Origin of the sequence: Collimonas sp. NPDC087041 (genome assembly GCF_044745265.1) — a bacterium.
Lineage (GTDB): Bacteria > Pseudomonadota > Gammaproteobacteria > Burkholderiales > Burkholderiaceae_D > Collimonas.
The window spans coordinates 64,781-79,026 of record NZ_JBIUZX010000017.1; the positions used below are offsets into that span (position 1 = coordinate 64,781).

The window sequence follows — 14,246 nt, forward strand, 5'->3', positions numbered from 1 at the left end:
GGATTACCCGGCGCCGACTCACGGTTCAGATCGATGCCGACAAAACCACGGATGGCTTGACTTTCGTAGATCGCATCTTCAATACCTTCATCGGACAGGCCGAAACACTGCTGCGCTACGTACATCCGCAACATCCGCGCCAGCCCAATCGGCGGTCGACCCGCGCCTTCGGCTTTTGGATAAAACGGCGCAACTTCCTTCCATAGCGCCGCCCACGGCGTCGCCGCATCAATCTCTGCCAGGAAGGTCGCGCCGTGTCAACTTCTTCTTCGCAGCATATTCAAGATCCGAAAAACTCTTTTGCATGATTACCCTGCACGTTGTCGATTTGAAGCAAATCTCGCAGCTATTGCCTTTGTTGAAAGTCTGGTGCTATCGAATAAATCAGCGTCTCCCTAACTGGGGGGGATACGAAATTAAGTGATTTTTTGTTGTAATTTTTTAGCTAAATGTCAAATGTTGCAAACTCAAACAATATGGCGTGAATGGTGACAAATTACCTGTTATATCTAGCCCACGTTTACATATTTGGGGAGTAATTTCATGACTGAAAATAACGAAAAAAAATATGTGCTAGAGTACGAAAAATTAGAAGAACTCGCAACGTATGATCCAAATAAATTACTAGATGTATTAACGCATCTATTAAAACTAAAAAGTGATGCCGCATTGGCTCATGCTCTTGATACTGCGCCGCCCGTCTTAAGTAAAATTCGCCACCGTCGTTTGCCAGTGGGAGCAACTTTGCTGATTCGCATGAATGAAGTCAGTGGTCTTCCCATTATAGAGTTGCGTGCTCTTATGGGAGATCACCGAAAAAGTTTCTCGCGAGCGATAAACGCTTGAAATGAATTAGTCGAAATTGAGTACCTATTTTTCTGCAATCAAACTAGTCTGGCGTTAAGCTTCATGACTTTCCCATTCAGCTTTAGGTCCATGTGAGTTCATTGAGAACTTATGGTGATTCGGTATGAGATTAAGACATACCGGGCTTGTGGCAACGAAGTATATTAAGAAGAATTGGTTCAAGCATTGGCACTATTCGTTTTCGCGGGATGGTAGGCCGATTAAAAAGGTTGTTCCAGCACCTGGAGCACTATAGGCATCGAGCCATCCATGGTGCCGTTTAATTACAGTGTGTACTACTGCAAGGCCTAAACCGCGGTTGCGCACCGGTTGTCGAGTGTCGTCAGAAACAGTATCGTGCAGTATGCTTCGATTCAATATCAGTTGCCCTAATTTTTGGGGTTCGATACCTTCGCCTTCGTCACGTATCGCTACAATTATTTCTGTCGTTTCATTATCTATGTCCACACAAAGATTGACCGTACCTCCTGGGGGGGTATGGCGTATGGCATTATTCAATATGTTGAGTAAGGCGCGAGTCAACATCACAGGATCGACCCGAACCAGACAGTCGTTGTCGCTCAGGGAAGGGATCAATGAGATATCTCGCACCTTTGCATATGGCCATGCTTGGTCAATGGCATCTAGCACAATCGTGCCCGCTTGCATTTCTATGAATCGGTAGTTGTTGGACTCCGCTGCGTCCATGTCCATGAAACTTTCGGCCAGTCTTAGAGTACGCTGGGCTTCACGTCGCACATCGTGAACCAAGCGTTGCGTGTTAACTCCAGATCTGGGTTGTTCATAAAGGTCTAGCAGACTAATGATAGAAACTTGAGGACTACGAAGATCGTGAGATACAAAGCGGAGCCATTGCTCACGTTTACGTTGTGTCAGACGTTCAACTGTAAGATCTTGGAGCACAACCAACCATGCTGGTGAGGTTGCTTTGCTATCATCGAGTCGAGCGGCTCGTAATCGAAATACCCCGCCATGCCGGGTTGTATATTCGCCTTTCAGTGAACGCGACCAATGTACTGCCGCATTCGGTACCTCTAAATTTTTCTGATGAGTTTCCGTAATGTCTTGAAGTAGTTGAGGCAGACTGTGTCCGCTTAACGGATCGTCCGTGAGCTCTGATGGTATCTGGGCGGGAGATATTAATATCTGTGCCGCCGCATTGCTTTGGGTTATCTTGCCGTCATCATGACAGATCAGTACTGCTACTGGCATCTGCCATAAACCTTCACTCAGCAAAGCCTGCATTTGCGACAGCCGATCTATTGCACGATCTAGAGCTTGCGTTTGATTTTCAACCGTATCGAGTTTGGGCGAATCGACGTGAAGCACGGGCTCAAATGCTCCTGCAGGGATGGCATTCAAGGCAGATACTCGATCTTGGAAGAACATCAGCAATGCATTGAGTCGCCGCCAACTCCACAAAAAATATGCAATGGAAACTCCCAGCAGTGGCGCTATAGGTGGAAGCCAGACGTGATTCCATACTAGATTAGCTGTACTAAGTGCAATCAATCCTACTGCCGCTCCAAAGGTAATTGCTAAAGCGTTCCGTGGGATACGTAGAAATAGCACTAGTACAATCCAAATTGGCAATGTGATCCATGTAAAAATTTGCCAATTATGTGGGAAGATTATTGCTCGGTCTTGGCTCAATACGTCAATGGCATTTGCGTTAAGCTCGATACCAGACATGTGCATTTGTGGGCCTATGCCGGCAACAGGAACCTCATCATTCAAGCCAGAGCTCGCCACTGCGCCGATCAGTAAAATTTTTCCACGGAGTAGTTCTGCGGGAACCTCACCGCGAAGGACGCTTGAGTAAGGAACAGTCCTGTAGGTTCCCGCAGGGCCCGCAAGTGCAAAGCCAAAGGGCGTCTGTCTCTGCCACCCATTTTCTTCAGGCATTGTTTTTTTTGTGAGTGAGGGAGGATGGCTCAGTGATGCAATGATCCAACCTATATATGGATGCAATTGCTTAGGAGGGCCTTCCCATCGAAAAAAGCGCCGTGCAATGCCATCGACATCTGGCGTTATATCAACATGTCCGGTTCCCTTGATGTTTTTAGCAAAGATAGGCTGCGGGGCTATGAATTGGGGAGGGCTTGTTGTAACACTGTTTGGCTCGAGATAGCGCAAAGGAAGAAATACGGGGAGCTGTTGCATAGCAATGGTCAATTGCTTGTCATCCTCTGGGTCCGGGGCAGGTTCGTCAAGAAATAAATCAAGTAAAACGGCTTGAGGGGAGTACTTGGATAAACGTTCCAACAGCTGAGCATGCAATCGGCGGGGCCAGGGCCAGTCACCTAATTCCAACATGCTACGATTATCTATTGCGATCAAAAGAATGTTGGCCGACGGTTCATGTACATCGAAGCTAAGTAGCTTGTCATAAAGCGCCAAATCCGCCTGTATTAGGCCTGGTTGATGGTCAAACCAGACCATCGCCGGAGGTAGTAGCAGTGCGATCAATAACCATTCGATCAGGAAGCGATGTTTCATTGTGGTGTCAAGGTGTGGATGCCGTAAAGCTACCGCTAAATGAAGCTGCAGTGTTGGACGCCGGTTCATCTGAATTATCGGGTACTTCGCGGCTACGCCAATAATATCGACCTGGAACTAGCAATGGGCCCACTGTCACACCGCTGGCATCACTGACCAATTGATGAGCAAGTAAAGGTGAAAATCGCTCCGTTCGTGCCATTTCGAACATGAAGCGTTGTCCTGCGCGCGATGGCCAACGAATATCGTAGAGTCCATTGCCATTGGGCTGCACGCTGCTTTGTTGTGATTGCGCATTCGGTAAGTGGATTAGACTGTCACCGTTTAAGCCTTCAAGCTTTCTTGCATCAAAGGCTGTTAGGCGTAAGTGATAAAAGCCTCGCTCAAGTGTGGTGGGTAGATTGAAATTGGGGGCTGAAGAGCGATCTTCATACACCAACTGAATGAAGCGATCGTCGTGAGCGAGTTGAAGACGATAACTGGTTGCGCCTTCCAGAGGAGATATAAGAACCTGCCTACCTACATTTGTCTCAATCAATTGTGGTGCCGGCAACAACGGCTGCGATTGCATGGAGTTCTCTCCAATTAATACCGTACCATGCCTAGCATCCAAAACAAGATTCTGGCTCGATGCTCCGACTTCCTTGACTTCCACTTCACCTTCTATGACCTCAACGGCTTCAATTCCGTCCTCATCGCGTGTTCGAAAATGAGTCCCGCGAACCCCCAGTTCTGCGGTCCGAGTACGTATCTCGAAATGTCTCCCGTTTTGTTTTTCCACATGAGATTCCAAGCGGCCATTGAGCAGTTGGAATCGCACCAGTTGGCCGTTGATTGCCAATACTTTAATTGCGCTACTGGACGGCATGACAACTCGACTTCCATCAGGAAGCCTTAGACTCATAAATGAATCTTGAGCTGTGACTAGAATATCCCCTGCATTAATACGCGCTCCTATAGCGACAGGTTTTTGTGAATCCTCACCTCGTTTGAGCCAAGCTGAGCCTGATAACTCAGCCACCACCGCCAGTTCTCCATTAAGTAGAAGTATTTTTCCTGGTCGCAATTTTTCTGGGGTTGGAACAGCATTGTCCCTTTGTATTTCAGGCCAATGTAGAGGGGATTGGAGGTAACGGTGGGAAATATCCCACAGTGTTTCACCTGGTCGCACCACGTGAGTTTGCTCACCTTGCGCCTGCGCAAAGGCAGGCGTTGCAATCATCAAGAGTGTCAGGACACCCTTTCTTGAGATATTGCTAAGACGACAATTTAACCGTCGTTCGTTTGCTGAATTAAGTGGCCGGCGGGGAGGGGGCTTGATTTTCGTCATCGGTTGTCTCTAGTCGGTAACCTTGTCCGTATATTGTTTGAAGACGTAAGCCACGGGTTGCATAAAGACCGAGTTTGGCGCGCAACCGATAGATCTGACTGTCTAGAGCTCGAGTAGATAGTTCGCCGTCATTTCCCATACTTTCCATCAAATAGGCTCGCGATACTGATTGGCCAAGTTTTCGAAACAGCGCCAGCGCGAGTCTAAATTCACGCTCCGTCAAATCAAAGCGTTGAGTGTCATTCGGCCGTTCGATACGTACACTTAGCGACGGTCTGTCAAACACCCAGTCACCAAAATGCTCTATGGATTGCTGCGCCTTCGGCCGACGATTTCTAAGCAGAAGACGCTGAATTCGCGCAATCAATTCTAATGGCCTAAGTGGCTTAACAAGGTAATCGTCAGCACCAAATCCTAATGCCTCGGCGACATCATTTTGTGATGACCTAGAACTAAGCATGATGACGGGGACATCACTTTGCTGCTGCTGACGCAGCCATTGCAGCAGGTTTGCACCATCAAGGTCTGGTACGTTCCAATCTAGGATTAGTAGATCGAAAGTCTCGCGCCTAAGGGCTCTGCGCAATGCTTCTCCGCGCTCGAAAGTGACGCACGAAACATTTTCTTCACTAAGCAAAAGTTGGTGTTCGAGCGTATAGACCAAATGCTCCATTTGGGTTGGTTCATCTTCAAGAACGGCAATGCGCATTAGTGCCACTTTAGTTGAGTAGGATGAATGTAACGATTGTATCTCGCATTCCTATGCAATTTTCTACAGTGAGCTACGTATAGCATTTATACAAATTTCGCACAGAAAAAAGAAAACTCAATCGCATTGATGGCTATCTGAGGTGGCTTGAGAAGGAGACTAATGCTCTTCATTGCCCAATAGCTCAAGGCCCGGATAGTACAAACAATGCACTTTGCAGAGTTCATTTTGCGAGAATTTGTCAGATTTTTTGCTCTGAGAGCAAAAAGTGCAGAGCGGCGAAAATTCATTGGGGCAACAAAATAGTGCTAAATATGCATCAATTCTGATGAATTCTCGCAAAAAAATCGCTACGACTAATTTTCTTTATAACATTCATTCACATCAAAATTCGTTGAAACAGCAGGTCGATAGAAATAACGTCACTTTGCGTCAATATGGTCTACTTTATAAGTGTTAGCAGCTTACGTGATTCGGGAATTCTTAGCTGCTGATAGTAGATATCCAATTTACTCAAAGAGGATTTGATCATGGGGCTGCGCCGTTTGAAGAATATTGTGCTGATGCCAGTTGTAATGCCAGTTCGTTTTTTTGCGTTATCACTTTGCGTTTTATTTATAGGGGGGTGCGGCGAAATTGAGCGGACGCATGCTCCGACGGAGCAGATTGAAGTCATGAAAGGTAACTCTACATTACCAAATCACAATGACTTCCCCGCGATTGATTCGGCTAAGTGGCGACAAGGCACATTTCCGAGCATTTATGTACTTCGTACGATGCAAGTCGGTATGGATAAAGATCAAGTTCGCTTAATGCTTGGATCTCCGCATTTTAATGAAGGATTGTTTGGTGTTCGGGAGTGGAATTATATTTTTCATTTCCGTAATGGCGATGGTAATGAATCTGTTGTTTGTCAATATATGGTGCGTTTTGACGCTGACATGTTGGTTGCTGGCACATATTGGAGGGATCCGGATTGCGACATGCAAGTAAATCCGCCGAAGGTCAAGATACTTCCTGCTTTGAGATCATTCGTAGCTCCAGAGGTGGTGATATTTGATGCAGATAGTTTGTTTCGGTTAGATGGAGGGGCGCAGGTTGATTTGCTACCTGCTGGCCGCACAAAGATTGAGCGTTTGGCATTGGACATTAAGAGGAATTTCAAGTCGCTCCATTATGTTCTTGTCAGTGGATATACGGATCGACTAAACACTGCCGCGCGCAAAGCAACGTTGTCGCTATTACGTGCAAATACGATCAGAGAATTGTTGGCGCAATACGGAATTGATAAAGCGCTGATTCGTGTCGCGGGTATGGGGGATGACCAACCTTTGGTTCAATGTCCAGGGAATGTCGAGACCCCGCAGCTGTTGGATTGCCTACGATCAAATCGCCGCGTGGAGATTGAAATAGTTGGGGAAGACTAATTTTAATGATTTAACTACATAGGAGGTAGAACAATGATTTATTTTCCACCTTCGTCATTTTGCGGCGACGATAAGTTCAGAAAATTTTGAATAATGATTCTTAGCTCCCTCAGGTGAGGGTCGGTATGTGGTCTTTAATTTTCATTGGAAAGTTGTAATGAATTCTGTTCAGGAATATGAGATGAAACTTCGAGATGATCAATGGGAGGTGCTTGGGCCAATATTGATTGGAAAGCAGGGTGACGCAGGTGCTCGAGGCCAAAATAATCGTTTGTTTATTGAAGCGGTTTGGTGGGTCGTGTCTAAAAATTCGAATTGGTGTAATTTGCCTCCAGAATATGGTAATTGGAATGCAGCTTACATGCGATTCAGGCGTTGGAATGAAGCTAATTTCTGGCGCTATTTGGCGGGAAGTCGTATTGCAGAACCGGCATTGGCATTGATGCTTTCACAGATTGCAGATTATGCGGATCGTTATACGCAGAAAATCAGAGAAAAGATCTATAGAAGAAATCAAAAGGCAATCTATAAGGGAATAACAAATAAAGATCAAAGCGCAATTCCATTGTAGGCCAATGCTATTTACATGGTTCGAGCGTCTACGAGCCCGGTAATTAATATTAGTGGCGGAAAAAGGGGATTGGGCTTTTGTGAAGGAATACCTTTTTCGGCTCTCCCAAAAACACACGTGGACGCGAGTGCGATTTTGTTTCTCATGGCAAATGCAATCTAGTTTTTACACGATTGACGGATGTTGGAGATTGTATATATAAGACATTGATTGTCAACGATTGTTAATTTATAAAAAAAATAAAGATTTAAATGTAAAAATGCCTGATTATCACACAAAACAAGAAAAAAATACAATAAAACTTTCATTCGAGAAAGTTGGTTTCTTCGGGGTAAGTTGCAAATAAAAATTATTAACATTGAGGATAGATATCATGAATAACGCATTTCGTATTATCTGGAGTTCGACCTTGGGCGCTTGGGTTGCCGTGTCGGAATTAACCCGCAGCAAGGGGAAGTCCAAGGGGGCGTCAATGGCTAGTGGTCAGTCGAGCAATGCTACTGTCATCCATGCTGCCTTGGTAATTTCTGTTGCTGCCTTTTTACCAGGCGCGGCGTTTGCCCAATACGCAGCTAGCGGTAGTAATGGAACTGCCAGCGCTACTGGTGCTGTCGCAATTGGTGGTGGTGCATCTAGCACTGCGGCAAGTGCCACCGGCACAAATGCAGTGGCAGTTGGAGTCGGTGCCAGTGCCCAGTCACAAAATTCGGTCGCTCTTGGAAATGGCGCTACGACATCTATCGGCTACTCCCCGACGCTGTTCAATGGTGACGTGGCTATCGGCAATGCTGCTTCGGCTGTGGGCGAATCGACGGCGATCGGCCCGCTCACGATCGCAAGCGGCCTGCGGAGCACAGCGATTGGTGTTCTCAGCTCGGCGAAGGGAAACTACAGCTCGGCCTTTGGTGACCAGAGCGTCGCCTCGGCTGACTACAGCACGGCGGTAGGTGTTTTGAGCTCAGCTTCGGGGTTTACGGCGACAGCCTTGGGTGCTCTGGCGAATGCCTCGGGTGCAAATAGTACTGCGCTGGGTCTAGGAACTACGGCGGCTGGGACCAGTGCGACGGCTATCGGCACGAACGGCCCAACTGGTGGGGCGCAGGCGCTGTCGGCTAACGCTATCGCCATCGGCGGCCAGTCTTTGGTAACCGCAACTGCCACCAGCGGCATCGCCATTGGCTTGGGTGCGACGAGCAGTGGTTCTAACTCGATCGCGATGGGTGTCGGCAGCAACGTCAGCGGTGCCAGCAGCGGTGCTTTCGGTGATCCGAGCACGGTTACTGGATCAGGCTCGTATTCAATTGGTAACAATAATAACATTGCTTCAAACAACACCTTTGTGGTCGGCAACAACGTCACAGCCGCGGTAGGTACCGATGGCGCTGTGGCATTGGGTAATAACAGCAGCGTGTTGGCTGCTAATAGCGTAGCGTTGGGTAGTAATTCTGTAGCTAGCGCAACTGCAAATGGGGTTGGTTATGTTCCTGCCGGTGCCACTGCGGCGCAGGCTACGGCGATTGCGGCTACTACAGTAGGGACACTTGCTCCTGTATCAGTTGGTAGTACAAGTAACACACGCCAAATCCAGAACGTTGCCGCTGGTACCCTAAACAGTGACGCAGTCAACGTTGCACAGTTGCAAGCTGTTTCCGCGGCTGCAACTGCCGGTGCTGTGCATTATTACAGTGTCAATGATGGGGGCACGCAGGGTGCCAATTACAACAATACTGGTGCAACAGGTCTGAATGCAATAGCCGCCGGAGTTGGTGCGGTTGCTAGTTCGCAAGATTCTCTTGCTATGGGGGACGGGGCAACCGCCGTAGGTCAAAGTGAACTTGCTATTGGTACTGGAGCGGGTACTGGCGGAGTTGCAACCAATTTTGCCAATATAGCGGTTGGTAACGCCGCAGGCCAAAACGTTGCGGGGACAGGAAATACAGCAGTTGGTTATCAAGCCGGACAAAGTATTACTGGTAGCTACAATGCCTCGTATGGATTCGGAGCTGGTAATGGTTCGACAGGTGCTCACAACGTGGCGGTTGGTAGTTTTGCTGGTCAGAACACAAATGGCACAGGAAATGTAGCAATTGGGTTAGATGCGGGTCCTGGGGGGGCTGCCAATAATACCGTCAGTATCGGTACGTTCACGACTCCTGGAGCTGACAATGCGGTCGTCATCGGGAATAGTGCCGGAGCAGCGGGACTTAGCAGTGTTTCTTTGGGAACTGGGGCGCAAGCGAATAATGCAAACGATGTTGCATTAGGTGCAAACAGCAATACTGCGGCAGCCGTTGCTACAACCGGTACTACTATCAATGGTGTAGCTTATAAATATGCCGGAACAACTCCTACTAGCACCGTTAGTGTTGGTGATGTAGGTAGTGAGCGGACCATTACTAACGTCGCAGCGGGACGTGTCAGTGCGACTAGTACCGATGCTGTGAATGGCTCTCAACTGTATGCTACAGACACGGCAATTGATAACCTGAGTGCAACCATTACCAATATCAATAATGGTGGGGGTATTAAATATTTTCATGCCAATTCGACATTGCCAGATAGCAGTGCGACGGGTACCGATAGTGTGGCGATTGGGCCGAATGCGACTGCAAGCGGTGCTCAATCAATTGCTTCGGGAGCTGGTGCAAGTGCATCGACAGCAAATAGTTCAGCTTTGGGTTCTACTTCTCAAGCGTCAGGAGTTGGTGCAACGGCATTAGGTGCCGGAGCTCAAGCGCAAATGGCTAATGGTGTGGCGTTGGGGGCTGGCTCGATAGAAAGTCGAGGGGCTTCAACAAATTATACCGCTGCCTACTTGGCAGCGCCGCAAACATCTGTCGGGGCTGTTTCGGTTGGAGCCGCCGGCGCTGAGCGGCAAATCACTAACGTTGCCGGTGGTAGTCAATCTACGGATGCTGTGAATGTCGCTCAGTTGCAAGCTGCTATCAGTCAAGTAAGTATTTCGTCTATAAATTCCGCGGACAAATATTTTCATGCCAATTCAACAGCTGCTGATTCGCTTGCCGTTGGCAGTAACTCAGTGGCGGTGGGGCCTAACACAATCACTAATGCCTCGAATAGTGTCGGTATTGGCAATGGCGCCACAGTACAACAGGCCGCAACAAGTGGTGTTGCCATTGGATCACAAGCTTCAGCCCAGACGGCTAATGGCGTAGCTATTGGCGCTAATTCTGTAGATAACAGAGGAGCCCAGTCTAATTACACTGCCGCCTATGTAAGCGCACCACAAACCTCTGCAGGTTCTGTTTCTGTTGGTAGTGCAGGAGCTGAACGTCAGATTACGAACGTTGCTGCAGGTTCTCAAAGTACAGATGCTGTAAATGTTGCGCAACTTAACTCTGGTGTAGGAAGTGCTGTACAGCAAGCCAATCAGTACACAAATGGGATGGTTATGCAGTTGCAGAACAATATTAATGATGTTGCGAAGAGAGCCTATGCGGGTGTAGCTGCAGCAATGTCGTTGGAAACTGCGCCCTACGTCGCTGGTAAGTTCACTTACGCGGCCGGCTACGGTTATTACCAAAACCAGAGTGCAGTGGGCGTATCTTTGCGGCGTACAGCGGACAACGGGCGTTGGAGTATTAGTGGGGGTGTTTCTGGAGCCACCACTGGCGGTGTTGCAGCGCGCGTCGGCGTATCTGGGATTATTAACTAAGCAAAAGAAGAGAAGTTACGGTCAGACGTCTTAAGTGGCGTCTGGCGATTTTCTTAGCCTAATTCCATTTTCTATTGCTGTCATTTCTCAGGATTTATATATGCAACATTCATACAACATTCTTGGTCGCGCAATATGCGTCGTTTTATTAACCAGTGCGTGCTTTACTGTTTCCGCCGCGAGCACGACTGAGGAGAATTTCCCGGCTCTCGATAGCTCGTATTTGAAGACAGGTGATTTCATTGGACCGGATCATGTTAAACGCATTACTCAAAGCTTGAACAAGGACCAGGTTCGCTTAGAGTTAGGGAGCCCTCATTTCAGCGAAGGAATATTTGGTGTACATGAATGGAATTATGCGTTTAATTTCTATACTGGCAAAGGTAACGAATATGTTACTTGCCAATATAAAGTTAAATTTGATTCCAAAGATCGCGTTGAGTCGACGCATTGGAAAAATGCTGATTGCGAAAATTACGTCAATCCACCACAAGAAAAGGCTGCTTCGGTGGCGCCAATTCCGCCAACGCGTAGTCATATAGCCTTTTCAGAAAGTGGCCTGTTTGCTTTTGGTAAATCAGGAATCAATGATTTAAAGGTTCCTGGGCGTGAAAAACTCGACGCACTTGTCACTCATATCAAACAAGACTCAATTTCGCTGTCCTCTGTAAATGTGGCTGGTTACACCGACCGGATTGGCTCGGAAGCAGATAATTTGACGTTGTCTAAAGCGAGAGCGGAAACGGTTCGTAGTTATTTAATCAGGAATGGTCTTGACGATAAACTTGTTCAAGCAACGGGTTTAGGAGCTGCTCACCCAATTACAGAGTGTGCGGGAAACAATGTAACGCCGCAGCTAGTGAAATGTCTGCAACCCAATCGTAGAGTAGAGATCGAGTTGGTCGGCGAACAGTAATAATTCATTTAATGTCCGCGTGGATAGTAGTCACGCGGACTGAAAAGATTTGCAAGGACGTTTGCACTAATTTGCAATTGAATTTTTTAAATTTTAATGCTTTAAAACTGATGTTTCTGCTCCTGGAAAAATTATTCAGGTGATCCAGAAAACTTAATGAGGTAGCCGCATTTTGAATCAATGCGGATTTGTATTAATTCTTTGAGTTTCTTTATTCATTTTCCAAATTTCTGTTTTATCTATTCGTAATAAATATTCCAATGTGTTCAACATGTTGAGTTTATTTGTATTATTTGCAATTTAATAGTTGTTAAATTGAACATATTTTTGTTCGGGAAAATGCATATGAATTTGAATTTGCTGCAACATACACAAGCCACATTTGGCGTGGAAGTCATTCAGCTCGCGAGCTCACACTTTGGTATAGAAGTGAACAAAGCTAAAGCCATCGTTGATACTTTAGTACCGACTTTAATCGGTTGGATGGCAAAGCGTGCTGATACGGTCGATGGCGCACACGCATTATATTCATCGGTTATGTGGTCTAAAGTTGACGCGAGCATAGTTACAAATTTGCCTCTTGTATTTGCCAATCCGACTTCGGTTAGCAATTTGCTTAAAATTGGAACAGAACAAACTGCACATTTGTTGGGTGATAAAACTGGCAATGTAATTCAAGCCGTGGCCTTACATACTGATACGGCAGTTAATGTAGTGGCCCCAATGGCTGCCTTGACCACGGCTACTCTATTAGGTTTAGTGAAAAATTACCTTCAAACAGGAAAAAGTCAACAACATCTATTTATTTCAACACTAGCGCATCAGATCCCTTTTATTCAAGGACGGCTGCCTGAAGATGTTTGGGCTGCGCTGGGAGTGGGCAGCACAGCAGCATTTTTTAATAGCATCGAAAGCAGGTTAAATAATACGTTGGCAGCTCTTCATGTCGCTACACCACATGTGGTTCAAACTGTTCAACCAAGTGCCAAATCTGGTTCTACACCGAATAAAAAGGGAAGCCTGGAAAAGTGGTGGTGGGTTCTGCTGCTGTTGGCCCTGATTGGCTTGTTGTTTTTTTTGCGAGGCTGCAACAAGTCCCCGACCTCTGCCATCGAACCGGTTGCACAGACAGTCGTTGCGTCGGCATCCGTTGCACCTGGACTCACGCTGGTTACAGATAAGGATGGCAAAGCAAATGTATCTGCTACCGTCGGGAGCGAAGAGGAGAAGAGCGCCATTTTGGAAGACTTGAAAAAGAACTATGGCGATGGAGTGGAAGCCCACATAGTGGTTGCCTCTACTGCTCAACCTGCTGATTGGCTCGGTAAACTTCCCGATTTGTTGGGCGGGCTCAAGATGCCAAATGTAGAGTTGGCTATAAAGAATAACAACATAGAGCTCGGAGGTGGCGCAACTGATCCGAAACTCGGTTTATTGGACAAAACCAGGACCCTCTTTGGTAGCGCTTATAAAGTGTCAATGTTTGATTTGTCAGAAGCTCTTGCGGATCACAAACAGCAATTTGAGACTGCTTTAAGCAATCTTAAGCCTGGGGTGTGCACTACTCCAGACGTAGTGGCCGTCATGAATATATATTCGTTCAACTTCCCTTCCGGATCGTTTGAAATTCCTAAAGAGGACGCGCTAGAATTTGCTAAGGCTGTGACAGCGATTAAGGATTGTGCCAAAGGTGCCAAGATGGAAATCGGCGGTCACACCGATAACGTAGGATCATCGGCCGTCAATATGGAGTTGTCGCAAAAGCGTGCTGATGCCGTTCGTGATTTCTTTGTATCGAAGGGCATCGCCCTGGCTACTTTCACGACTAAGGCTTATGGCGATTCCAAGCCAATTGGTGATAACGATATTGCAAGCGGTCGTTTTCAAAATCGTCGTATTGAATTTAACGAAACTAAGTGATTTTTCTGCGGCTGACAAAATATTTTAAGACGCAGTAAACAAAAAATGATGTAAATTAAGAAATGGCCGGGGCAAATTTATTTTGCCACCGGCCACGCTTTTTAGCGCTGGCCATGCGCTTTAAGGTTAGTGTAAGTCCGTTCTGAGTTTTGGGCTTGGTTTGAGTTTGACGCTCAATTTGCCGACGATGTTTCGAAGAACCGGCCAGGGATAATTTCAGGGGTAGTTAAGGGTATTTTGTAGTGGTCAAGTAATCCCGGACACTGCCTTAAGTTTTTCTTCGGCCACTGCCGGCGCGAGTCCGTCATTGAACTGATGCGGCCGTATCCAG

9 protein-coding genes and 1 pseudogene are annotated in these 14,246 nt (G+C 47.0%); 6 read left to right on the forward strand and 4 right to left on the reverse strand.

Annotated elements, in window-relative coordinates; genetic code table 11:
• Positions 1-8 precede the first annotated feature (8 nt).
• Positions 9-306: pseudogene (locus ACIPF8_RS22995) on the reverse strand (transposase); the annotation flags it as partial.
• Positions 307-543: 237 nt separating this feature from the next.
• On the opposite strand from ACIPF8_RS22995, the gene ACIPF8_RS23000 reads away from it, so the two are divergent.
• The gene (locus ACIPF8_RS23000) at positions 544-846 is read left to right on the forward strand and encodes a hypothetical protein (RefSeq protein WP_400425836.1); all 303 of its coding nucleotides are present in this window, start codon (positions 544-546) and stop codon (positions 844-846) included.
• Between the two features lie 192 nt (positions 847-1,038).
• On the opposite strand, the gene ACIPF8_RS23005 is transcribed toward ACIPF8_RS23000, so the two are convergent.
• From ACIPF8_RS23005 to ACIPF8_RS23015, 3 genes are read right to left on the reverse strand one after another with little or no spacing between them, the layout of a single operon-like run.
• Positions 1,039-3,366: a CHASE2 domain-containing protein gene (locus ACIPF8_RS23005; RefSeq protein ID WP_400425838.1), complete on the reverse strand. Its 2,328-nt coding sequence runs from the start codon at positions 3,364-3,366 to the stop codon at positions 1,039-1,041.
• Positions 3,367-3,373: 7 nt separating this feature from the next.
• Positions 3,374-4,696 (reverse strand): FecR domain-containing protein, encoded by a 1,323-nt coding sequence (locus ACIPF8_RS23010; protein ID WP_400425840.1) that lies wholly within the window; start codon positions 4,694-4,696, stop codon positions 3,374-3,376.
• A complete protein-coding gene (locus tag ACIPF8_RS23015; protein ID WP_400425842.1) occupies positions 4,659-5,405 on the reverse strand; it encodes a response regulator transcription factor in 747 nt (248 codons plus the stop codon). Before ACIPF8_RS23015 ends, ACIPF8_RS23010 begins: the two co-directional genes overlap by 38 nt.
• A gap of 530 nt (positions 5,406-5,935) precedes the next feature.
• Between ACIPF8_RS23015 and bamE the strand changes: the two genes are divergently transcribed.
• From bamE to ACIPF8_RS23040, 5 genes are all read left to right on the forward strand, one after another.
• Positions 5,936-6,832, forward strand: coding sequence for an outer membrane protein assembly factor BamE (gene bamE / locus ACIPF8_RS23020; RefSeq protein ID WP_400425844.1), 897 nt, complete (start codon positions 5,936-5,938; stop codon positions 6,830-6,832).
• Between the two features lie 157 nt (positions 6,833-6,989).
• Positions 6,990-7,403, forward strand: coding sequence for a transposase (locus tag ACIPF8_RS23025; RefSeq protein WP_400425846.1), 414 nt, complete (start codon positions 6,990-6,992; stop codon positions 7,401-7,403).
• 373 nt (positions 7,404-7,776) lie between these two features.
• Positions 7,777-11,079, forward strand: coding sequence for an ESPR-type extended signal peptide-containing protein (locus ACIPF8_RS23030; protein WP_400425847.1), 3,303 nt, complete (start codon positions 7,777-7,779; stop codon positions 11,077-11,079).
• A 100-nt stretch (positions 11,080-11,179) separates the two neighbouring features.
• The gene (locus tag ACIPF8_RS23035; RefSeq protein ID WP_400425849.1) at positions 11,180-11,995 is read left to right on the forward strand and encodes an OmpA family protein; all 816 of its coding nucleotides are present in this window, start codon (positions 11,180-11,182) and stop codon (positions 11,993-11,995) included.
• Positions 11,996-12,340: 345 nt separating this feature from the next.
• Entirely contained in the window at positions 12,341-13,915 is a 1,575-nt protein-coding gene (locus tag ACIPF8_RS23040; RefSeq protein ID WP_400425851.1) for an OmpA family protein, read from the forward strand.
• The last annotated feature ends 331 nt before the right edge of the window (positions 13,916-14,246 follow it).

Coding starts and splice junctions, on each gene's coding strand:
- ACIPF8_RS23000 (WP_400425836.1), top strand. CDS start 544: ATGACTGAAAATAACGAAAAAAAATATGTGCTAGAGTACGAAAAATTA.
- ACIPF8_RS23005 (WP_400425838.1), bottom strand. CDS start 3,366: ATGAAACATCGCTTCCTGATCGAATGGTTATTGATCGCACTGCTACTA.
- ACIPF8_RS23010 (WP_400425840.1), bottom strand. CDS start 4,696: ATGACGAAAATCAAGCCCCCTCCCCGCCGGCCACTTAATTCAGCAAAC.
- ACIPF8_RS23015 (WP_400425842.1), bottom strand. CDS start 5,405: ATGCGCATTGCCGTTCTTGAAGATGAACCAACCCAAATGGAGCATTTG.
- bamE (WP_400425844.1), top strand. CDS start 5,936: ATGGGGCTGCGCCGTTTGAAGAATATTGTGCTGATGCCAGTTGTAATG.
- ACIPF8_RS23025 (WP_400425846.1), top strand. CDS start 6,990: ATGAATTCTGTTCAGGAATATGAGATGAAACTTCGAGATGATCAATGG.
- ACIPF8_RS23030 (WP_400425847.1), top strand. CDS start 7,777: ATGAATAACGCATTTCGTATTATCTGGAGTTCGACCTTGGGCGCTTGG.
- ACIPF8_RS23035 (WP_400425849.1), top strand. CDS start 11,180: ATGCAACATTCATACAACATTCTTGGTCGCGCAATATGCGTCGTTTTA.
- ACIPF8_RS23040 (WP_400425851.1), top strand. CDS start 12,341: ATGAATTTGAATTTGCTGCAACATACACAAGCCACATTTGGCGTGGAA.